Origin of the sequence: Pseudomonas sp. MWU16-30317, from assembly GCF_020515695.1 — a bacterium.
Classification (GTDB): Bacteria; Pseudomonadota; Gammaproteobacteria; order Pseudomonadales; family Pseudomonadaceae; genus Aquipseudomonas.
The window spans coordinates 103428-124098 of record NZ_JAIWJA010000009.1 but is presented as its reverse complement, the minus strand read 5'-3'; the positions used below and the strand labels follow the sequence as shown (position 1 = coordinate 124098).

Annotated in this window: 18 protein-coding genes; 7 read left to right on the top strand and 11 right to left on the bottom strand. The window is 59.0% G+C overall.

Annotated features, from left to right (window positions below; all coding sequences use genetic code 11):
- The first annotated feature begins 69 nt into the window (after window positions 1–69).
- Window positions 70–1704, top strand: a complete 1635-nt coding sequence (locus LIX93_RS29755) for an ATP-binding cassette domain-containing protein (RefSeq protein ID WP_226506347.1) — start codon at window positions 70–72, stop codon at window positions 1702–1704.
- 54 nt (window positions 1705–1758) lie between these two features.
- Here LIX93_RS29755 and LIX93_RS22890 read toward each other — a convergent pair whose 3' ends face one another.
- The 4 genes from LIX93_RS22890 to LIX93_RS22875 form a co-directional block, all read right to left on the bottom strand.
- Complete coding sequence (locus LIX93_RS22890; RefSeq protein ID WP_226506346.1) at window positions 1759–3087, bottom strand: DEAD/DEAH box helicase; 1329 nt, start codon at window positions 3085–3087, stop codon at window positions 1759–1761.
- Between the two features lie 97 nt (window positions 3088–3184).
- Complete coding sequence (locus LIX93_RS22885; RefSeq protein ID WP_226506345.1) at window positions 3185–3790, bottom strand: 3'-5' exonuclease; 606 nt, start codon at window positions 3788–3790, stop codon at window positions 3185–3187.
- A 31-nt stretch (window positions 3791–3821) separates the two neighbouring features.
- The gene (locus LIX93_RS22880; RefSeq protein ID WP_226506344.1) at window positions 3822–4301 is read right to left on the bottom strand and encodes an NYN domain-containing protein; all 480 of its coding nucleotides are present in this window, start codon (window positions 4299–4301) and stop codon (window positions 3822–3824) included.
- A 388-nt stretch (window positions 4302–4689) separates the two neighbouring features.
- Complete coding sequence (locus LIX93_RS22875; protein ID WP_226506343.1) at window positions 4690–5430, bottom strand: DUF2076 domain-containing protein; 741 nt, start codon at window positions 5428–5430, stop codon at window positions 4690–4692.
- 199 nt (window positions 5431–5629) lie between these two features.
- Here LIX93_RS22875 and LIX93_RS22870 point away from each other — a divergent pair, with 199 nt between their 5' ends.
- Together LIX93_RS22870 and LIX93_RS22865 are read left to right on the top strand one after the other, a co-directional pair.
- Entirely contained in the window at window positions 5630–6301 is a 672-nt protein-coding gene (locus tag LIX93_RS22870) for a YciC family protein (protein WP_226506342.1), read from the top strand.
- 70 nt (window positions 6302–6371) lie between these two features.
- On the top strand, window positions 6372–7457 hold the full coding sequence (locus LIX93_RS22865) for an endonuclease/exonuclease/phosphatase family protein (RefSeq protein WP_226506341.1): 1086 nt from the start codon (window positions 6372–6374) through the stop codon (window positions 7455–7457).
- 12 nt (window positions 7458–7469) lie between these two features.
- Here LIX93_RS22865 and LIX93_RS22860 read toward each other — a convergent pair whose 3' ends face one another.
- The 3 genes from LIX93_RS22860 to hrpB all read right to left on the bottom strand — a co-directional run bounded on the left by LIX93_RS22860 (window position 7470) and on the right by hrpB (window position 14078).
- Window positions 7470–10388 (bottom strand): EAL domain-containing protein, encoded by a 2919-nt coding sequence (locus LIX93_RS22860; RefSeq protein WP_226506340.1) that lies wholly within the window; start codon window positions 10386–10388, stop codon window positions 7470–7472.
- 31 nt (window positions 10389–10419) lie between these two features.
- Window positions 10420–11271, bottom strand: coding sequence for a phosphate/phosphite/phosphonate ABC transporter substrate-binding protein (locus LIX93_RS22855; protein WP_226506339.1), 852 nt, complete (start codon window positions 11269–11271; stop codon window positions 10420–10422).
- Window positions 11272–11549: 278 nt separating this feature from the next.
- Window positions 11550–14078 (bottom strand): ATP-dependent helicase HrpB, encoded by a 2529-nt coding sequence (gene hrpB, locus LIX93_RS22850; protein ID WP_226506338.1) that lies wholly within the window; start codon window positions 14076–14078, stop codon window positions 11550–11552.
- Window positions 14079–14171: 93 nt separating this feature from the next.
- Between hrpB and LIX93_RS22845 the strand changes: the two genes are divergently transcribed.
- Window positions 14172–14732 carry a hypothetical protein gene (locus LIX93_RS22845; protein WP_226506337.1) on the top strand — a complete coding sequence of 187 codons (561 nt, stop codon included), beginning with the start codon at window positions 14172–14174 and terminating at the stop codon, window positions 14730–14732.
- Window positions 14733–15035: 303 nt separating this feature from the next.
- Here LIX93_RS22845 and LIX93_RS29610 read toward each other — a convergent pair whose 3' ends face one another.
- The 4 genes from LIX93_RS29610 to LIX93_RS22830 all read right to left on the bottom strand — a co-directional run bounded on the left by LIX93_RS29610 (window position 15036) and on the right by LIX93_RS22830 (window position 17669).
- Window positions 15036–15170: a hypothetical protein gene (locus tag LIX93_RS29610; RefSeq protein WP_260524884.1), complete on the bottom strand. Its 135-nt coding sequence runs from the start codon at window positions 15168–15170 to the stop codon at window positions 15036–15038.
- A 12-nt stretch (window positions 15171–15182) separates the two neighbouring features.
- Complete coding sequence (locus LIX93_RS22840; protein ID WP_226506336.1) at window positions 15183–15503, bottom strand: hypothetical protein; 321 nt, start codon at window positions 15501–15503, stop codon at window positions 15183–15185.
- A gap of 19 nt (window positions 15504–15522) precedes the next feature.
- Complete coding sequence (locus LIX93_RS22835; protein ID WP_226506335.1) at window positions 15523–16656, bottom strand: glycerate kinase; 1134 nt, start codon at window positions 16654–16656, stop codon at window positions 15523–15525.
- Between the two features lie 86 nt (window positions 16657–16742).
- On the bottom strand, window positions 16743–17669 hold the full coding sequence (locus LIX93_RS22830) for a LysR substrate-binding domain-containing protein (protein WP_226506334.1): 927 nt from the start codon (window positions 17667–17669) through the stop codon (window positions 16743–16745).
- Between the two features lie 114 nt (window positions 17670–17783).
- Here LIX93_RS22830 and LIX93_RS22825 point away from each other — a divergent pair, with 114 nt between their 5' ends.
- From LIX93_RS22825 to LIX93_RS22815, 3 genes are all read left to right on the top strand, one after another.
- A complete protein-coding gene (locus tag LIX93_RS22825; protein WP_226506333.1) occupies window positions 17784–19160 on the top strand; it encodes an L-serine ammonia-lyase in 1377 nt (458 codons plus the stop codon).
- A 164-nt stretch (window positions 19161–19324) separates the two neighbouring features.
- Window positions 19325–19744: a polyribonucleotide nucleotidyltransferase gene (locus LIX93_RS22820; protein ID WP_226506332.1), complete on the top strand. Its 420-nt coding sequence runs from the start codon at window positions 19325–19327 to the stop codon at window positions 19742–19744.
- 12 nt (window positions 19745–19756) lie between these two features.
- Window positions 19757–20668 carry a cation diffusion facilitator family transporter gene (locus LIX93_RS22815; RefSeq protein ID WP_226506331.1) on the top strand — a complete coding sequence of 304 codons (912 nt, stop codon included), beginning with the start codon at window positions 19757–19759 and terminating at the stop codon, window positions 20666–20668.
- Window positions 20669–20671: the final 3 nt, after the last annotated feature.

Here is a 20671-nt window from a genome sequence, read left to right as displayed (position 1 = left end):
CTCGACTGAACAGGCCGTTCGACTCCCGCCGTACACCTAATTAAAAGTCATATATTAAAAGGGGCCATTGTGCTCGACTCAGTCTTACTTAAAAAAATCCATGAAGACCTGACTCAAGATTTCGCCCGCAATCATCTCGGCGCCCTGTCGATCAGCATCGCTGTCATCGTGGGTGCGGTCATTTTTGCCGCACTCGCCCCCCTTGCCATGGCACAGGTGATTTCGGGCATTGCCAACCCGCACTCACAGCCGGCCTTTTATATTGCAGCCTTTATAGCCTTGAAGCTGCTGGGCAGGGCGTTGAGCGATGTACGGTGGCGGGTGGTCAACCCGCTGCTGTACACGGCCACTTATCAATACTGCGGCACGATTGTTCAGCGCATCAATGCGACCTATAAGGCTAATAACGGTTTTGCGGAAAGTGCGATTCAGGTTTCTGAACGTACCGCCATTCTCAGCAAGATGAACGTCGGTTCCATGTCGGTCATGCATGGGTTGTTTGTGATCATATTCCCGGCGCTCATAGAGATCGCTATCGTCTTTGGCATTATCTACTGGTTCATCGGCCCGACATTCATCGCTTATTTTTTGATAGCCGCAGTCATCCTGTACATCGCCACCCACCTTGGACGAGAACGGGAAGTGCAATTAGGGGGCACTTCCTACCGTTGCGACAATGAAGTACTGATGTATTGCGGTGAAATTCTGGCCAATTCCAAGCTCAACCGCGAAATGGGCGCCGACGCTTACTTCAAGACCCAACTGGATGGATTGATTCATTCGTCGCTGGAGCAACATCAGCTACTGCTCACACAAAAATATGTTCGCGCCACATATCTCTCGCTGGCGGTCTGCTTCGCTTACGCGGCTGTCTTTGCCTGGGCGGGATGGTTGATTCAGCAGCAGGCGATCGTGGCCAGCCAGCTGTTTTTGCTGGTGGTCTATCTGGACCGGGTGCTGGCGCCCATCACTGGCGCGTCGTCGGCGATCAACAATATCCAGCACGGGCTGATTTCCATTCGCGCGGGCTATGACCTGCTGGATGATCTGCTGCGCAAGTCGGGCGATGAGCCCTTTATGCATGGTCAGCAGCGCTGGAAACGGGTGTTGCTCAGCGATGTAGCTATATTCGAGGTGCAAGACGACAGCCTGCATATCGGCATGGGCAAACATATCCGGCTGACGGGCGCTTCGGGTGCAGGGAAGTCCACCTGTCTGCGGCGGATCTATAAACACTTGATCGATGGCAATCAGATTGATCATCAACGCATTCACTATCTCAGCGCCCAAGTGGAGTGGATCAAGGGGTCGGTATTCGACAATATCGCGCTGCAGCATCCGGACATCGGCACTGAAAACGTTCAGCGGGTACTGGATCAATGGCGCTATGGCTTCGGCAATCGAGCGTTGGGGCTGGATCAGGCGATGGAGGATCTGTCGGCTGGGGAACGGCAGTGGGTGGCGATAGTGCGCAGTTTATTGCGCGGGCCGAGGGTATTGTTTCTGGACGAGGCTACCAACTCTTTCGATGTGCGGACCGAGCCGCAGGTGTGGAAGTATCTGCTTGCCCATATCAGCCCGCAAACGACGTTGTTCATCGTGACTCACCGGGGCGAGAGCCCGATTGGGGTGGATCATGAGGAGGTGGTTTGTGGTCACGCTGAGGGAGTAGGCCAAGTCGTTTCGACGAGACCAGTCTCATAGATTGAGTGGCGGCTGTACCGGCCTCTTAGCGGCCGGCACTGCTTGTATATCATCTCAAGGCTTGCGCTTGCGCGGTCCGGTATTGAACACCGGGACTTTGCGCACAGGCTTGGCCGCAGGCGCCGGCTCACTGTCACCGCTATCCACCCATTTGCCCAGGTTGCGCTTGCCGCTGCTGGCCTTGGGCTTTTTCGGCTTCTTCGGTTTTTTCACCACTTCACCGCTGGCGCTGGTTTCCGGCACGCGGTGGTCGGGTTCGAAATCCGGCTCCTGGATGCGTCGCAACGTCTGACGAGTCAGCGCTTCAATGGCCGCCAGCAATTGCACTTCATCGGCACAGACCAGCGAGATCGCCTCGCCACTCAAACCCGCGCGCCCGGTTCGGCCGATGCGATGCACATAGTCTTCGGCAACGATCGGCAGATCGAAGTTGACCACTGTCGGCAGTTCTTCGATATCCAGCCCGCGGGCGGCGACGTCGGTAGCCACCAGAATCTGTACTTCACTGGCCTTGAACCGATCCAGCGCGCGCTGGCGAGTGGCCTGCGGCTTGTCACCATGGATGCCATCAGCGTTGATGCCCAGCCCTTGCAGGCGGTCCACCAGTTCATCGACGCCCTTGCGGGTCTTGGCGAACACCAGCACCTGTTTCCAGTGCTGCTGCTTGAGCAAGTGGATGAACAGCTCCGGCTTGCGCTTTTTATCCACAGTGACGATCCACTGCTTGACCGTACTGGCAGCCACGTTGCGCGGGCTGACTTCGATGCTCAGCGGGTTGTCGAGCGTTTGCCCGGCCATCGCCCGGATGGCTTCGGAGAACGTCGCAGAAAACAACAGCGTCTGGCGTTTTTTCGGCAGCGCCTTGTAGATATCGCGCAGCTCTTCGGAAAACCCGAGGTCGAGCATGCGGTCGGCTTCATCCAGCACCAGCGTCTGCAGTTGCGAAAACTTGACGGCGTTCTGGCGAAACAGGTCGAGCAAACGGCCAGGGGTGGCCACCAGCAGATCGACACCCTTGCGCAGCTTCATCATCTGCGGATTGATGCTGACCCCGCCGTACACCGCGTAGGTGCGCAGCGGCAGGTGTTCGGCGTATTCGGCGATGTTGGCGTGGACCTGCTCGGCGAGCTCGCGGGTGGGCACCAGGATCAGCGCGCGGACCGAGTTGGGCGCGACCACGGCGCCTTCCTGGGTCAGGCGCTGCAGCAACGGCAAACCGAAACCGGCGGTCTTGCCGGTGCCGGTCTGCGCCGCCGCCATCAGGTCGCGGCCGGCCAGCACTGCGGGTATCGCCTGCGCCTGGACGGGCGTAGGGGTCTGATAACCGAGGGTTTCAAGGGCGCGCAACAGGGGTTCGATCAGGCCGAGGGAGGCGAATGTCATGGGTCTACCGTCAGAAATTTCAGCAATGGCGCGCAGTTTACCTGTAAGGCTGCGTTTCGTGTGTCTTGGGGTACATGTGCGCCGCATCAATGCTGACTTACCCGCGATGCCTTTGCAGCACCTCGGCGATCTTCGCCTTGGGGACTTTCTGCAAAGAGCAGAACAGTTCATGGCCGACGTTGCTCAAACCGTGGGTCTGGCGCAGTTCGGTGGCCAGGTGCTGCAGCAAGTTGGCGGCCATCTCGGCGTCAGCCATGGCCCGGTGAGCCTGGCCGGTGTGCGGCAGGTTGGCCCAGCGAGTGAGCGTGCCAAGCTTGTGATCGGGAGCGGCCGGCAACAAGCGTCGCGCCAGCAACAGCGAGCAGGCGAACGATTGCGCGCGACGACGACGCACCAGGCCCAGCTCGTAGTCCCAGAACTTCTGGTCGAACGAAGCGTTGTGCGCGACCAACGGAACATCGCCGACGAACTCGGCAACTTCGTTCATCACCTGCGCCGCAGCTGGGGCTTTGCGCACCATGGCCGTGGATATCCCGGTCAGGCCGGTAATGAACGCCGGGATCGGCACGCCAGCGTTCATCAGGCTCTGATAGCGCTCGACGATCTGCCCGCGCTCCAGCATCACCACGGCGATTTCGGTGGCGCGGCAGGCACCCGGCGACAGCCCGGTGGTTTCAAAGTCGATGACGGCTATACGGTCCACAACAGCTCCAGCAGAATCAATTTCAAGGCTTTCAATTTCGCAGCAGCAGCCCGCCGTCTATCGGCACATAACGGCTGGCGGCGCGAATCAGCGAATTGGCGGTCAGCCCCGGCACGCCGTAGGCCACCGCATTGACCCCATGCTTGCCGATGATACGTTCGAGCAGCAGGTCGAAATCACCATCGCCCGAGGCCAGCACCACCTCGTCGACATGAGGCGCGGCGTCCATGATATCGATGGTGATGCCCACATCCCAGTCCCCTTTGGCGGAACCGTCGCTGCGCTGGATATACGGCTTGAGTTTCACCACGAAACCCAGATTGCGCAGGATCTGCTGGAACTGTTGCTGTTTGCTGTCGCCACGATCGATGGCATAGGCGTACGCCTCGACGATCTCGCCGTGCTGGCTGATATCGGCCCACAGGGCGGCATAGTTGAAATGGCAACCGTATGCCTGACGCACCGTGTAATAGAGGTTCTGTACGTCGGCGAACACCGCGATTCTCTTCACCGCTCGTCCTCGTGAACATTGACCGCTGGGGCGAGCATTGCAACCAATGCCCGAAAGAGGCGCCAGTATGCCAGCCTGGGGAGGGTTGCTGTGAATTCGCTGCTGGGTATCGGCAGTTTTATCGGGCGCCTGTTATGGCCTCATCGCGGGCAAGCCTTGCTCCCACAATGGTGCGGTGTACGCCTGTGGGAGCAAGGCTTGCCCGCGAAGACGGCTGCATGCCCGACACCAATACCCACACAAAAAACCGGCCTCATCTCCCACAATGGTGCGGTGTACGCCTGTGGGAGCAAGGCTTGCCCGCGAAGACGGCTGCATGCCTGACACCAATACCCACACAAAAAACCGGCCTCATCTAGAGGCCGGTCCTGTGCAACAAGGCAATCAATCAGACGAAACTATCATCGTCATCCGAGAAGAAGCCGCTGCCGCCATCATCGTAACCACTGTCGGCAATACCATCCTGGTCGTTGTTGCCCCAGCTGTCGTTATTGCTCAGGCGTTGCTGTTCTTCACCGCCACCACCGCCCCAGTCGTTGGACTGGGCAGGCGACTCCTGCAACACCTCGACAATTTCCTGAGGCTGGGAGTTGTGATGGAACAGGCTGCTGATACCTTCAGCGAGCATCACCCCACCGGCCACGCCCGCCGCCGTCTGCAGCGCGCCACGCATGAAACCGCCACCCGCCGGCGCGGCCGCAGGCGCTGGCTGGGCATATTGCTGCTGCGGAGCTTGAGGCGGCGGCGCGGCATAACGCGGCGCCGGCTCACGCCATCCGCCGGTCGAGGGCGCCGGAGCGGCAGGCGCCGAATCACGAGAGCCGCTGCCGAAGATACTCGACAGGAAACCACCACCGCCGCTGCTCGTCGCCGGGGCGGTCTGAGCCTGCAGCTGCGCTTGAGCCTGGGCCAGATCGGCCTGCAGCTTTTTGTTCTGCTCATCGAGACGCTTTATGGCCGCTTCCTGCACCAGAATCGACTGGGCCATGTAATAGGCCACGTTCGGCTGGGCGGCCACGTGTTCCTTGATCCGCTCCTGCGCCTGTGCGTCGCGCGGGCCTGAGTCCTTTTCGGCTTGTTGCAACCGGGAAAACAGTCCATCGATCAGGGTTTGTTCATCGCTGTTCATGGCGACCTCGTCAGATTGCCGGAATTGATCCGACCGGGTTCACGGTGAACCGGGTACAGAGGATTAATGGGGCAGCATGGGCACCGATTCAATAGCCCGGCCCCATGAAAGATTATTTACTGCACAGGTGACAGCGGTTGGAGGGCTCTGGCGCATCGTCTACAGTGTGCAATTGCTTTGACTCTGAATTTTTTGACCCATGAATCCACTCAGCGTTCTGCGCGACTCGCTTTACTTCTCCCAACGCAATCTGTGGGCGATTGCCCAACTGTGCCTGCCGCTGCTGGTGCTTGAATCGCTGGGCCGGCAACTGGTGGGGCATCTGGTCGGTCCGGACGGCTCGCCCGTGTTCGAGGTCATGGTCGGGCTGCTGTTCTACCCGCTGTACACCGGGGCGCTGATCCTGTTTCTCGATGCGCGCAGCAATGGCGACACGCCGCGCCATCGCGACCTGATGGCCGTTGCCCTGCGGATCTGGCCGCCTTACGCCTTGCTGGCCGCCATCAGCACGCTGCTGATCATGCTCGGCATGTCGTTGTTCATCCTGCCGGGGTTGTGGGTGATGGCCAAGCTGGCGTTTTCCGAGTACTTGCTGGTGCTGCGCGGGCTGACGCCGCTGGCTGCCATCAAGCAGAGTCTGGAACTGAGCCGCGGGCGTTTCTGGCAGATCATGGCCTGCATCCTCGCGGCGCTGATCCCATTGTGGTTGCTGGACGACGCCAGCGGCATGCTCTACCCCGCCGGCCAGAACCCGCTGGTGGACCTGATCATCGACAGCCTCAACAGTTTTTTGCAGTTGTTCACCAGCGTGGTGATGTTCCGCCTGTTCATGCTGGTCACCGAACCCGACCTGGACAACAGCACCGCGTGAAGCACGGGTGTGCAGCGGGCCCCAGCGTCGGTTATGCTCGGGAGATGATCTTGACCGACCTGCCTCGCCCATGAGCCGACTGCTGCGCTACACCTTGATCCTGATTGCCCTGGCCATACTGCTGGTGTTTTTGGCCATACACGCAGTGAGCTGGCGACCGCCGGCACGGCAGAACATCGCCGTGCAGTGTCATGCTGGCGCCCCCGAACTGGCCGCAGGCCAAGGCCTCAAGGTGATGACCTGGAACGTGCAGTTCCTGGCCGGCAAGCGCTATGTGTTCTGGTACGAGCTGGCCGACGACCGCGGCCCGGATGATCGCGCCACCAGCGCCGACCTCGCCTATAACCTTGATGAAGTGTCGCGCGTCATCCGCGACGAGCAACCGGACGTGGTCCTGCTGCAGGCCGTGGACAAGGGCGCCAAGTCCAGCGATTACCAGGATCAACTGGCCTTGATCCGTGAACGCCTCGCCGACCTCTATCCCTGTTCCGCCCAGGCCTATGAGTGGAAGGCCGACTTCGACCCGAGTACGCACGTCTTCGGCAGCGTCGGCCGCACGCTGGCGACCCTGAGCCGCTACCGCATCGAGCACGCCGAACGCCTGCAACTGCCGCAACGCACCGAAGGCAATCCCTTCAAGCTGCCGTTCGCGCCCCAACGGGCGCTGCTCAAAGTCTACCTGCCGATCCAGAGCGGTGGTCAACTGGCGGTGCTCAACACGCGCCTCGATCGCTATGCCACCGGGCGGGATACGCAACTGCGTCAACTGCAGGCCGTCAGCCAGCAGCTCGATCAACTGGAAGCCCATGGCGAAACCTGGCTGATCGGCGGCGATTTCGAGCTGCTGCCACTGGGCCAGCGTCAACGCCTGGCACCCGACCAACAGCAACGCTATTCAGCGGACGCCGATCTGCACCTGCTGTGGGACAAGTACCCGATGATCCCCAGCAATGCCGAGGTCGGCAGTGTCGATCGCGCGCAATGGCTGACGCATTATCCCAACGGTCAGACGGGGGATAGCCCGGATCGGACAGTGGATTATCTGTTCCATAGCCCACGGATTACGCGCCAGGAGGCGATGGTGAGGCAGGATGATACGTTGGAGATATCCGATCATTTGCCGGTGTTGGCAACCTTTCAGTTGCCACCTCGGTAGGCGCGGGTGAAGTTACGCGAAACCATTTTCAGCAAACCTCATATTCAAACTATGTGACAATTTAATCAGGGCAGCACAATCATCACTGGGCAAAGGCTTGCTAAAAAGATAACCCTGTATTTGATCGCAGCCATGCTTGACGAGCAGTTCTAGTTGCTCGTTTGTTTCTACACCTTCGGCAATTACTTTAAGATCCAACTCGTGCGCCAATACTATTACCGCTCTGGTGATGGCGGCATCCTCATGATTGCTCATTATATCTTTTATAAACATCCTATCGATTTTCAAGGTATCAATAGGAAATCGCTTCAAGTAGGCTAAACTGGAATAGCCAGTGCCGAAATCGTCGACCGAAAGACTGATACCGTATGACTTTATATCTCGAAGTATTTCCACTGCCGACTCGGGATCAATCATCAGCACTGATTCGGTAAGCTCGAATTCTAAAAGAGCAGGATCGACGCCGTACTCTTCCAAAATGTGCTTGACGATTTTAGCCAAGCCCTTTACCTGAAGCTGCCTGGCTGACAGATTGATGGCGATCGGCACCACTCTTAGATTATTTTCTTCCCAGCTTTTTATGGTTTCACAGACTTTCCGGATAACCCATTCACCTACAGGAATTATCAGGCCAGTGTCCTCAAGCATAGGGATGAAATCAGCGGGAGAAACCAGACCTTGCACTGGATGATGCCACCGCAATAACGCCTCCAAACCACTGATCCCGCCATTTTCGAGACTTACCTTTGGCTGAAAATGCAGAATAAACTCATCGCGATCAAGCGCCCCGCGCAATAGCGTTTCGGTTTGTAAGCGCTTGATTGCACTTTCGTTCATCTCGGAATTATAAAACTTGAAATTATTGCGGCCACTTTTTTTTGCGTGATACATGGCTGTATCAGCATTCTTGAGGATAACGCCAGCGTCACCCCCATCAAACGGATAATTTGCGATACCTACACTCGCTGAAACGAATATATCCTGGCCGCGAAGGCTGAACGGCTTCTCCAACGCATCAACGACACGGGTCGCGAGCGATTTGATAAAACGCTCAGAATAAACATGGTGTGTGACCACGATCGAGAATTCATCACCTCCCAGTCGTGCAACCATACTGTTCTCATCAATGCAATCTTCAAGGCGCCGACTCGCCTGGATAAGCAATTCATCGCCTACCGAATGCCCCATGGTGTCGTTCACGGTTTTGAATCTGTCCAAATCGATGAATATGACGCTTATTGCATCTGACGCGGACGCTGCCCGACTGATTGCATCGCGTAAATAATTGTTAAGAAACCAGCGGTTAGGCAGATGGGTGAGAGAATCATTTTCGGCTAGATAGGTCAGCTTTTTCTTTGCGTCATCTCTTTCAAGGGCAGCTGCCAACAGGTTGGCCAGTGTTTGAATGTAGCTGATATCTTCACTTGTAAAGGGGTGATCGGTGCAGGCATAAACCCCAAGAACGCCCTTGAAGACCTCTCTACAAGATATATCAACCTCTATACCACTTCTAATATTGAAAGCGTCCACTGTATCACCAGTGAGCAGCTTGTAGACAGCATCAGGCCCGTCCGGAGTAATGCTAAACCCAACAGAAGAAGCAATACCGTTCAAAAAGTCATTATGATCGCCATCATGAATGTCAAAGTCGGTCAAGCCAACCTCAGCGCTGAGGATGACCCCGTGACTCACTCGGTCAACGACCAATAAAGCCGCCGTGCTTAATTTCAATCCATGCGCCGCGGTTAATGCTACTCGTTTACCTAAGGCACTGATGTTTTCTACTGTCAGTGCCTGCTGGCCAAACAAGGCGATCAAATTTTGCCTCCTGGAGTTATCCAGAATCGCGACCTCAAACTCTTTGCGATCGGTAATATCGATATCGATGCAAATATATTTTTCAACGCCGCCCCCATCATCGAGAATGGGGATGATAGTGCGTCGATGCCATTGTTCCGTGCCGGCACGACCTGAGAGCCTGACCTCACCGTTCCACACGTCATTTTCAGGTGCCCACTGCCACGGCTGATTAGCTGAAGACATGCCTGTCCAGACTTCATCGATGGTCAACTCTAAAAGCTCTGCTCGCGAATGCTGTGAGCTTGTCACGAAGCGTTCGTTAACATAGGTGATACGGCCGGAGGCCGAAACTTCGCAAACGATTGAAACCTCATCCAAGGCATTTTTATGTTGCACCAAGGTATTCATCAACGATTCGATGCGCTGACCAAAGTGATTGCGCATGCTCGCTGCAGTACGGTTTACTGCCTTTATAGCCTCTTGTATTTCCATGGGAGCATCAGCGACCAACATAGCTTCTGCTGCCACTGCGCCTGACGCGATTTCCGCCTCATAAGAGTGAAGTTTGCCTAGATGGGCAAGCGAACGCTTGATCATGAACCCCATCAACATCAAGCTTATAATTAGAAAAAACACTGCCAATAGCGTAGCTTGTACTACCAGATTATAGAGTTCGGCAGCAATTTTCTCGGCATTGAAAGACAGGCGCATCACGCCATAATCTTTCCCCCCAATAGTTATCGGACGATTGACATCGAATAATCTTGCAGCGACTTGAGACTCTATCCACGCCGGGGCTCTTCCAAAAGGAGCACTCGGTGCCTGCAGGCGAATCACTCCACCTGACAGGTCAATAAACATGGCCGAGTTGAACGGCGAGCGAGCCAAGGTTTTTTCGAGGGTTCTCTGGATCGTATCGTAATCGCCGATGACTACACTTTCCTCTACCGCTTGTGCGGCAACCTCGATCAACATGTTAGCGGTGTCTTGTATCTCTTCAATATGCTGAAGCAGCTGATTTTTATAAAACAGACCCAGCCCAGTCGTCAGAAAAGCCATTATCAGAATGGACAACATCCCCAATATGCGCGACGTCAGTGATTTGGGTAGCAGGCTTTTAAAAAAATTCATTAACAGCCTCTCCAGCTAATTGTTGGATTATTTACTTAAGATTCGCTGGCAAGCCACTATAGAAATCACGATAGGAAGCATAATCCGCTGCCGTCGCGGGAATGAAAGTAATAGGTACAGGGGCATGGACTAACTCGGTCGCCTCATGAAGAACTTTGCGACCGTAGGTATCGTACTGCATATTAAAAAATGCGTTCGCTACTGCATCAAGCTCTTTTTCAGAAACCCGAGGTGATACCATGAGAGCTAAATCATTGAACGGGGAAGAATTCCAAAGTACGCGGAAAGACTTACCTTCTCTTTCAGTGTAGCCACTTACAAGCTGGGAGTTGACCCCCATCGCTTGGGCCTTGCCACTGAGCAGTTGGCTGAAAGCGCCATCCATGTTTCCCGCAAACACAGTAGACGTATTGATCCCTTCCTTTACCAATTCCGAGCTTGTGACTTTATAAGCAATGAACGCTTCTGGGCCCGGATAAACGACTTCCTTGCCTTCCAGTTCCGAAAGGCTATGGATTGGCGAGTCGGCAGGCACCACGATTTGTCCTTCGAGGGAAGGCGCGTCACGGCGACCAAATACCTTCCAGCCCATTTTGTCACGCTCCGGGCTAAACAGATGATTGGTAAAGGCGAAATCAACTTCTTGGGCGAGCACATAACTAGTTGTATCAGAGGATGTTCGACCTAATTTCAGGGTAAGATTAACTCCGCTTTTTTCGGACACATACTTTATGATTGGATTCCAAAAACTGGCTGACAGATTGAGATTGTATTGATTAACAGGCGAAAAATTGTATACTTTGAGATTTTCAGAAATAGCCACATCTGAAAAAACACAAGACAACGCGATAATTATAGCTTTGCAGTTTATGCGCAAGTTCACTTGTCAACTCCAAATTTACACTGACTTTAACCAAACGATCAGAGCCAATTAAAGCTCAGCAATCCAATATAATCGGCCGCGACTCGTGAATCTTAAGCAGAGGGTGCATAAATAAATAGTTAACAGAGGTGGTTCCACTGATCCGCACCTGATCACTGAGAACATAAGCGACGGCCGTCAGCCGTGCTCATTGAGGGTGCCCGATTCGGCGTGCCAACCCTGCAGAAGGGGCTGGCCCTATTTTCGCGGGCAAGCCCCCCTCGCTACAGCTCAAACGGTTATTTCCGCGGTTTTATCCGCGCGGTCGCCTCAGCCACCAACGGATCGTCCGGCCAATAATGCTTCGGATACCGGCCCTTCAAATCCTTCTTCACCTGCTCATAGGTATTGGCCCAGAAACTCGCCAGATCCTGCGTCACCTGCACCGGCCGCCGTGCCGGGGACAGCAGATGCAACAGCACCGGCTGCCGGCCCTGAGCCACGCTTGGGGTCTGCGCCAGCCCGAACAGTTCCTGCAAACGCACCGCCAACACCGGCGGCGTTTCGCTGTAGTCTAGACGCACAGACGAGCCAGACGGCACCGACAGATGCTGCGGAGCATGCTCGTCGAGGCGTTGCGGCAACGGCCAGGGCAGCAGGTTGCGGATGATCGAGGACAGGTCCAACTGCGCAAAATGACTCAGGCGCGAAACCTTGCCCAGATAGGGCTGCAGCCAGTCTTCCAGATTCGCCAACAAGGCTTCGTCGCTGACATCCGGCCACTCGCTCGGCTTGCCGGCGGCCACATCCAGACTGCGCAGCAAGCCAACACGCGCCTGCCACTGGCGCAGCTCCGGCGTCCACGGCAGCAACGCCAGGCCCTTGCGCCGAACCAGCCCGAGCAACGCGCGCGCCCGGGCGTCAGCGTCCAGGCCGGTCAAGGGTTCGCGGCTGAGGATCAGCGCGCCGACCTTGCGCTGGCGCTCGGCGACCATCACGCCTTCGCGCTCGTCCCAGTCCAGTTGCTCGACGCTGCGCACCTGTTCGGCCAAGACATCATCGAACAGTTGCGGATCGAAATCGGTGGCCAGGTAGATGCGCTCTTCGCGCTGGCCCTGACGGCTGCCGAGGTCGGCGATGACGATCCATTCGTTTTTCATCAGGGCATCGGCCTCGCCAAACAATGCGGCGCGGCCGTTGGCCAGACGGTATTCGGCGCCACCGGGGCGGCGTTGATGGGCGACGCGATCTGGATAGGCCAAGGCCAATAGGGCACCTAACCAGCGAGTGTGCTCAGGATCAGGGACGGTCAGGGAGGCGAGCCGCTTCGGCAAATACCCACGATACTGCCGCGCCAACTGCTTGATCCGCTGCACCCCACCTTGCGCCCCGCGAGCCGCGCGCTGCTCGCCGCTCAACAACGCCAGACGGCTATGCAGATCGGCACCCGCACCCCGCAAAATGTCACGTTCGCCGAGCATCGCCGCCACATCACAGGCTAACTCAGCCAGCCCCAGCGCCTGCCCACGCAACAACAGATGAGCGATACGCGGGTGCGCGGGCAATTGCGCCATGGCCTGGCCATGGGGCGTCAGCGTGGTGTCGCCTTGCTCCGCGACCGCCCCCAGGCGCTGCAACAAATCCCCCGCCTGTGCATAAGCGGCGGCCGGTGGCGCATCCAACCACGCCAATTGGTCCGGCGTCACGCCCCAGCGCGCCAGTTGCAACGCCAGCCCGGCGAGGTCCGCCTGCAGGATTTCGGGGCTGCCATAGGCGGCCAACTGCTCGTGCTGCGCCTCCGACCACAAGCGATAACACACGCCCGGCTCCAGCCGCCCTGCCCGGCCGGCCCGCTGGGTCGCACTGGCGCGGGAGATGCGCTGGGTATCAAGCCGAGTCATGCCACTGTTCGCATCGAAGCGCGGCACCCGCGCGAGCCCGGCATCGATCACCACCCGCACGCCATCGATGGTCAAGCTGGTCTCGGCGATGTTAGTGGCCAATACCACCTTGCGCTTGCCGAGCGGCGCTGGATCGATGGCCGCCCGCTGCGCGTTCAGGTCCAGCTCGCCGTGCAGCGGGCAGATCAGCACGTCGTCGCGCCCGGTCAGTGCCTCACTCAATTGCTGCGCGACGCGGCGGATCTCGGCCTGGCCCGGCAGGAACACCAGCAGGCTGCCGGACTCGTCGTTCAGGGCATCGAGCACGGTGCTGTACACGCGCGGTTCAATATATTCGCCCGCCACAAACGGCTTGCCCCAGCGCGTGACCACCGGAAACATTCGCCCTTCGCTGCGGATCACCGGGGCGCCATCAAGCAAGGCCGACAGCCGCTCGCCTTCCAATGTCGCGGACATCAAGAGGATTTTCAGCGGCGGATCATCGCGCAGCAGTTCGCGGCCGTTCAGGCTCAACGCCAGGGCCAGATCGGCGTCGAGACTGCGCTCGTGGTACTCGTCGAAGATCAACAGGCCCACGCCTTCCAACGCCGGATCATCCTGCAAGCGCCGAGTGAGAATCCCTTCGGTGACCACTTCTATGCGGGTGCGCGGGCCGATACGGCTTTCAAGGCGGATGCGATAACCCACCGTCTCGCCGACCTTCTCGCCCAGCTCGCTGGCGAGCCGTTCGGCGGCGGCACGGGCGGCCAGGCGCCGGGGTTCGAGCATGAGGATGGTCTGGTCGCCGAGCCACGCCTCGCCGAGCATCGCCAGCGGCACGCGGGTGGTCTTGCCAGCGCCGGGTGGCGCTTCGAGGACCGCTTCGTGGCGAGTGGACAGGGCTTGGCGCAGCGCTGGCAAGGCCGCGTCGATGGGTAAGGATTGCATACAGGGCTCCCGGGTAGGGCGGGGAGTATAACGTGGCAGTGAACACCGTTCGTTCTCTGGTGGCGCCAATGCTCTGATGTCTACCAACAACTGGTGGCCAATGACGATGACGTCGTTGGCCAACTCGCCTATTGCCTGTACAAGCAGAGCAAGCAGCAATATCTTCAGGAATTCGAGCGCCTCAATCAGCGGCGACCTACGGATGTGGAGCTGCGAAATCACGTGGCTTGCGCTGAACTGCCCGCCTTGGGGATGTATCGCGAAAAAGCCACCCGTGTTGTCTCAGAATTGCTGGCTCAGGCTGCCCAGGAAAAGCAAGACGAACTGGAGGCGCACTTCAAAGACCGGCTCTGGACGTTCATCGGCAGACATCAACATGAATCACTTCCCGAGCGGGCATGGCACCTCGTGAAAGGTCTGACGTTCGGGGGGGCCGGCGGTGTTGTGGGCAACTTTTTCACCACGGTGGCAGTGCTGTTCATTCTGTTTTTCGCCGCATCCAGTGTCGAGCGAGACGAGTTCTCCAAAACTGCCAAGGAACGACTTGTTTCAGGATTGGCGCAGGTTATGGGTGTTGGCGTGAGCATCGATAGACTTGCCGAGTCGGCTGCGGCTACTCCTGCCGCTTTATCTGCATCCGATGGATCAGAATAATCCTGTAGTCGTCTAGGTGGCGAATTGCGCGAGGTTGGCGGACCGGCACCTTCGAAAAGGTCCCCACGCAACTCGCCATAACGCCGAAATCCAGGCGAAAAAAATGCGCCTGCATTTCGGTGTGTGGGCGCTGTTGCGCTGTACCTCCGAGCCGCCAAGCCCAGGCCGCTGATGAGCAGCGACGGCCGAGACGTTAACTTGCCCATCGCCCGATCACAAGCGCCTGGCAGGACGCTGACACAGGGCGCAACAATCCAGCGACCTCCCCGCCGCGCTCCTGAACCAGTGCGGCAAAAAGGCGCCCTACTTGCGATGCCCCTCGACCTGATGCGAGCCATCGCACTCGGGGCGATCGGGATTATCCGTACAACTCTCCTGATAGCCGAAGTATTTGCAGCCGGCCAGCAGTAACAGACCGCCCAGAATCAGTGCTTTCATAACGCCTCCCAGCTAACTGTTTTTCAGATGTGACTGAGCCTTGCGGGCCTGGTCGGCGCACTTCTTGAAGTCGCCAGACTTATGGGCTTCCAGCGCTTGCTGATGTTCGTGATGACCATCCTTGACGAAGGACTCCTCGGACGCAGACTTGAGCTTGTCCAGCGCCGCCTCGCACTCATGGTGGTCATCTTTGGCCAGCGCAGTACCGCTGAGGAGAAGGGAGAAAATGAACACTGCAGAACACACTCGCATTTGAATTTCCTTTTCAAAAAAACCTTTACGTTGCAAAGCGTAGCCGATGCATCGGCGGGCCTTCCTCCACTCGTCGATCACGACGGCTGCGCGCGCGCCATCAACGACGCAGCTGCCACAACCGCACCACATCCCGCGCCCGCTCGCGCAATAACCGTGGCGCATCAGCACAGGCATCCGCCAAGGTCATCGGCCCGGAGACGATGGCGAACGCGGCATCGATGCCATGCTCGTACAACGCCTGATAGCCCTCGCCCAAGGTCCCCGCCAGGATCACCACCGGCACGCCGTGGCGCTGGGCCAAACGGGCCACGCCCATAGGGGTCTTGCCGCGCAGCGTCTGGGCGTCGCAGCGGCCTTCGCCGGTGATGACCAGATCGGCGCCTCGGGCCTTGTCTTCCAGATCGACCAACTCCGCGACCACCTCGACACCCGGGCGAAATTCGGCACCCAGAAATGCCTTGGCCGCGAAGCCCATACCGCCAGCGGCGCCCGCACCGGGCTCATCACGCAGATCGTGATCGAGCACCTGGGCGCAGCAGTCGGCGAAGTGCGCCAAGGCGTGGTCCAAGGCTTCGATCTGCTGGGGAGTAGCGCCCTTCTGGCGGCCGAAAATGAACGACGCGCCGTGGGGCCCGCACAGCGGATTATCGACGTCGGCGGCGACGGAAAAGTGCAGCGCTTGCAAGCGTGGATCGAAGTGCGTCAGGTCGACCTGCGACAGTTGCGCCAATGCCACGCCGCCGGGGGGCAGTTCACTGCCGGAGAAATCGTAGAAGCGCACGCCCAGCGCCCGCAGCATGCCGGCGCCACCATCGTTGGTGGCGCTGCCGCCGATGGTGAGGATGATTTTCTCCGCCCCGGCCTCTACCGCTTCGAGGATCAATTGCCCGGTGCCGTAAGTGCAGCTGTGGGACGCGTCGCGTTGCTCCAGGGTGAGCAGTTGCAGGCCGCTGGCTTCGGCCATTTCGATGATGGCCGTGCGCGATTCTGGCAGCCACCCCCAGTGGGCGATGACCTCTGTGCCTAGCGGACCGCGGACCGAGGCACGGCGACGCTCGCCGGGTAACACGGCGAGGATGGCATCGACGGTGCCTTCGCCGCCGTCGGCCATGGGGCACAGAATCAGCTCGGCATCCGGGAATGCGTCGCGCACGCCTTGCGCGATGGCGTTGGCGACGCCTTCGGCGCTGAGGCTGTCTTTGAAGGAGTCAGGGGCGATGACGATTTTCATTGTGCGCTCCAGGGGTTGTTATTGTAGGAAATAGGGGGCGGCAGGTTCGGCGGCGAAGGGGCCAGCAGCGGCATCACAGCCCTGACTCACAACGTATTCCCCGACCCCACCGCCTGCGTCACCAGCCAATCATGAATTGCCCGCCGCGAGGGGGTGTTCAACGCGCCTTCTCGGTAGGCCAACACATACTTTTTACGCGCCTTTATCGGCTGGCCGAACGGCACGATCAGCGAGCCCTGTTCCAGCTCGTTGGTGATCAACGCGCGACGGGCGATAGCCACGCCCATACCAAGGCGGGCGGCCTCGATGGTCAAGTGGTTGCGGTTGAAGGTGTGGCCCCGGCGCACGTTGATACCCTGAGCGCCGATGGCGGACAGGTAGAACTCCCATTCGGCATATTCATAGCTGCCGCGCCAGGCGGTGATGTCGTGCAGCAGCGGGTAATGTACCAACTGGCCGGGCCCATCCAAAGGCGGCCGGTCCTCTAGCAGGCTGGGGGAGCACACCGGGAACAGCTCTTCCTCCAGCAACGGCGTGGTCATCAGCCCGGCGTAACTGCCATCGTTGAGATCAATGGCCAGGTCGAAATCATCGTCACGCAGCGAACCACTGCTGTCCTCGGCGATGATGCGCAACTCCACGTCCGGGAAGCGCTGCTCCAGCGCCGGCAAGCGCGGCATCAGCCACTTGCTCAGGAACGAGGGAATACAGCGCAGCTTGAAGATGCCACCAATGGCGCCGGAATGCAGCAGGCGCAACTCGTCATCGATGCGGCTATGCACTTCATTGGCGACGATGGCCAGGCGCTGGCCCTGAGCGGTGAGCTCGAGGCCGCGGCCGACGCGGTGAAACAGCGCAAAGCCGAGGCGATCTTCCAGTTGTTTCATCTGCTGGCTGATCGCCCCGGGGGTCACATGCAATTCATCAGCGCAGCGGGTGAAGGACAAATGCCGCGCCGCGCAGGCGAAGACCTGCAACCAGGCATGCATCTGCGCGTTGAGAATCTTGCTCATTGTTGAGCCCCACTAAACGGTGACATAGGAACTATCGTTTGTTTGCGCATCGGATTCCACCAAAGATAGCCCCAGGGGTGGAAGCATCCATCACGCGATCATTATGGGTTCATCATGGCTATCAGTGTCTTCGACATGTTCAAAATCGGTATCGGCCCGTCCAGTTCGCATACGGTCGGGCCGATGCGGGCGGCGGCGCTGTTTACCGCTGAACTGCGCGAGCGCGGCAAGCTCGGCCTGGTCGAACGTGTCGAAGCGCGGCTGTATGGATCGCTGTCGGCCACGGGTATCGGCCATGGCAGCGACCGAGCGACGCTGATGGGATTGATGGGCGAATGGCCTGACCAGGTCGACCCCGTTGCCGTGGCGGGGCGTGTCGACGAGGTGATCGCCCGCCAGTGCCTGTCGCTGGGCGCCGAGCATGCCGTGGTCTTCGACTGGCAGCGCGACATGCGTCTGCTGGAGGAGAGCCTGCCCTATCACCCTAACGGCATGACCCTGCTGGCCTATTTGCAGAACGGCCAGTGCATCGAGCAGACCTACTATTCAGTCGGCGGCGGTTTCGTCATCGACGCAGCCCAGGCCGCCAGCGGCAAGCTCGACAGCGACACCACCGAACTGCCCTACGACTTCAACTCGGCAGCGCAGTTGCTGAACCTGTGCGCGCAAACCGGCATGAGCATCGCCACATTGATGATGGAGAACGAAAAGACCTGGCGCAGCGAGGACGAAATCCGCAGCAAAATCGATTTCATCTGGCAGGCCATGCGCCGTTGCGTCGACCAAGGTCTGAATGCCCAGGGTATCTTGCCGGGAGGCTTGAACGTGAGGCGCCGCGCCTGGCGCCTGCACCAGAGTCTGCAGGAAATCGGCAAGCCGAACGTGATCGGCTCGACGCTCAGCGCCATGGAGTGGGTCAACCTGTTCGCCCTCGCGGTGAACGAGGAGAACGCTGCGGGCGGGCGCATGGTCACCGCGCCTACCAACGGTGCGGCGGGGATCATCCCGGCGGTGCTGCACTACTACATGAAATTCAACCCTGAAGCCTGCGCCGACGATGTCGTGCGGTTTTTCCTGGCGGCGGCTGCGGTGGGTATTCTGTGCAAAAAAAACGCGTCGATTTCCGGCGCTGAAGTGGGCTGCCAGGGCGAAGTCGGCTCGGCCTGCGCCATGGCCGCCGCCGGCCTGGCCGAGGTGCTGGGAGCCACGCCCAAGCAGGTCGAGAATGCAGCGGAAATCGGCCTGGAACACAACCTCGGCCTGACCTGCGATCCGGTCGGCGGGCTGGTCCAGGTGCCGTGCATCGAGCGCAATGCGATTGCTGCGGTGAAGGCTATCAATGCGGCGCAGATGGCATTGCGCGGTGATGGCGATCACTTTATTTCGCTTGATCATGCCATTCGCACGATGCGCGATACCGGCGCGGATATGCATGACAAGTACAAGGAGACGTCGCGGGGTGGGTTGGCGGTGAATCTGGTTGAGTGTTGATTTGCGGATTTTGTGATGGGAGTGATGTAGCAACAGGCAATAAAACCAGGGTAGCGGACACCGGGCGCTAACGGTATAACGGCGAACCCGGCCCGCTTTCGCAGGTCTGAGGTACAGCACGGGCCTTTTGCCTGTATTGTGGCGACTTCCCTCAGGAGATATTCATGCGCATCCCTTTCCGTGTCGTTGGTGGTGTTCTGGTTGCTGTGCTGCTCACCCAGATTACGGCGTGCGGTACCCTCTTCTGGCCTGACCGCCGTGGCCAGATCGAAGGCAAGATCGACCCGCTGGTCGCCGGCCTCGATGCCATCGGTATTCTGTTTTATGTGATCCCCGGCCTGATCGCCTTCGGTGTCGACTTCGCCACGGGCGCTATCTATCAGGAAGGCGGCAAGACCGCACAGGTCGCGCCGGAAAAACTTCAGCAGGCGATCGGCGCCGATGGCAAGGTCGACCGCAGCAAGCTGCAGGCCATCCTGCAAACCGAGTTGGGCCGCAACCTGCCGCTCGACGACCCACGCCTCATCGAACACCGCGGCAGCGCGCAGCAACTGGCTGCGTACGGCCTCATCCCCGCCGCCTGACCCGAGTTCTAGATGACACCGACCGATCGCCACGTCAGCCTGCTGCGTCTCGCCACTCGCGCTTCTCTCACAGTGGCGAGCACCCTGATCGTCGCCAAGGCGATCGCCTGGTGGCTCAGTGGGTCGGTCAGCCTGTTGGCGGGCCTCACCGACTCCGTCCTCGACGGCGCGGCCTCCTTTCTCAATCTGCTGGCAGTGCATTACGCGCTGCGCCCCGCCGATGAAGATCACCGCTATGGTCACGGCAAGGCCGAGGCGATGGCGGGCATGGCGCAGGCGATGTTCGTTGCCTTCAGCGGCGTGGTGATCGCGGTCCAGGCAGTCGAGCGGCTGCGCCATCCCGAACCTATGGGCCAGGCCGATCTCGGTATCGCGGTGATGGTGCTGTCGCTGATCATGACGGCGGGGCTGCTGCTGATTCAGCACAAGGTCATCAAGGAAACCGGTTCGACAGCGATCCGCGCGGACTCGCTGCACTACCGCTCCGACATGATGCTCAACACCAGTATTCTGGTGGCCCTGGTGCTGTCGCGCTTCGGTTGGGCTCAGCTGGACGCATGGTTCGGCCTGGGGATCTCCCTCTACATACTCTGGAGCGCGGTGCACATCGCGCGCGAGAGCAGCGCCATCCTGATGGACAAGGAGCTGCCGTTAGACGTCAGCGAGCAGATGCTGACGCTGGCGTGCAGCGTACCTGGGGTGTTGGGCGCCCATGATTTGCGCACGCGGATGTCGGGCAATCACTGGTTCGTGCAATTGCACCTGGAACTGCCGGGGCAATTGACCCTGTCGGCTGCGCACGCCTTGTGCGACAAGGCCGAGGCAGCCATCCACGCCGAGTTCCCGTTGGCCGAGGTGCTGGTACACGCCGACCCCAAGGAAACCCCGACGACCAACGCTCCGGGCGCGCCACTGGTGGTGTGATCG

What these genes read in the sequence shown, in the direction of transcription:
- LIX93_RS22890 (WP_226506346.1), bottom strand. Translation starts at nt 3,087, where the DNA reads ATGACATTCGCCTCCCTCGGCCTGATCGAACCCCTGTTGCGCGCCCTT.
- LIX93_RS22870 (WP_226506342.1), top strand. Translation starts at nt 5,630, where the DNA reads ATGAATCCACTCAGCGTTCTGCGCGACTCGCTTTACTTCTCCCAACGC.
- LIX93_RS22825 (WP_226506333.1), top strand. Translation starts at nt 17,784, where the DNA reads ATGGCTATCAGTGTCTTCGACATGTTCAAAATCGGTATCGGCCCGTCC.
- LIX93_RS22820 (WP_226506332.1), top strand. Translation starts at nt 19,325, where the DNA reads ATGCGCATCCCTTTCCGTGTCGTTGGTGGTGTTCTGGTTGCTGTGCTG.
- hrpB (WP_226506338.1), bottom strand. Translation starts at nt 14,078, where the DNA reads ATGCAATCCTTACCCATCGACGCGGCCTTGCCAGCGCTGCGCCAAGCC.
- LIX93_RS29610 (WP_260524884.1), bottom strand. Translation starts at nt 15,170, where the DNA reads ATGAAAGCACTGATTCTGGGCGGTCTGTTACTGCTGGCCGGCTGCAAA.
- LIX93_RS22865 (WP_226506341.1), top strand. Translation starts at nt 6,372, where the DNA reads ATGAGCCGACTGCTGCGCTACACCTTGATCCTGATTGCCCTGGCCATA.
- LIX93_RS22830 (WP_226506334.1), bottom strand. Translation starts at nt 17,669, where the DNA reads ATGAGCAAGATTCTCAACGCGCAGATGCATGCCTGGTTGCAGGTCTTC.
- LIX93_RS22875 (WP_226506343.1), bottom strand. Translation starts at nt 5,430, where the DNA reads ATGAACAGCGATGAACAAACCCTGATCGATGGACTGTTTTCCCGGTTG.
- LIX93_RS22835 (WP_226506335.1), bottom strand. Translation starts at nt 16,656, where the DNA reads ATGAAAATCGTCATCGCCCCTGACTCCTTCAAAGACAGCCTCAGCGCC.
- LIX93_RS22860 (WP_226506340.1), bottom strand. Translation starts at nt 10,388, where the DNA reads ATGAATTTTTTTAAAAGCCTGCTACCCAAATCACTGACGTCGCGCATA.
- LIX93_RS22815 (WP_226506331.1), top strand. Translation starts at nt 19,757, where the DNA reads ATGACACCGACCGATCGCCACGTCAGCCTGCTGCGTCTCGCCACTCGC.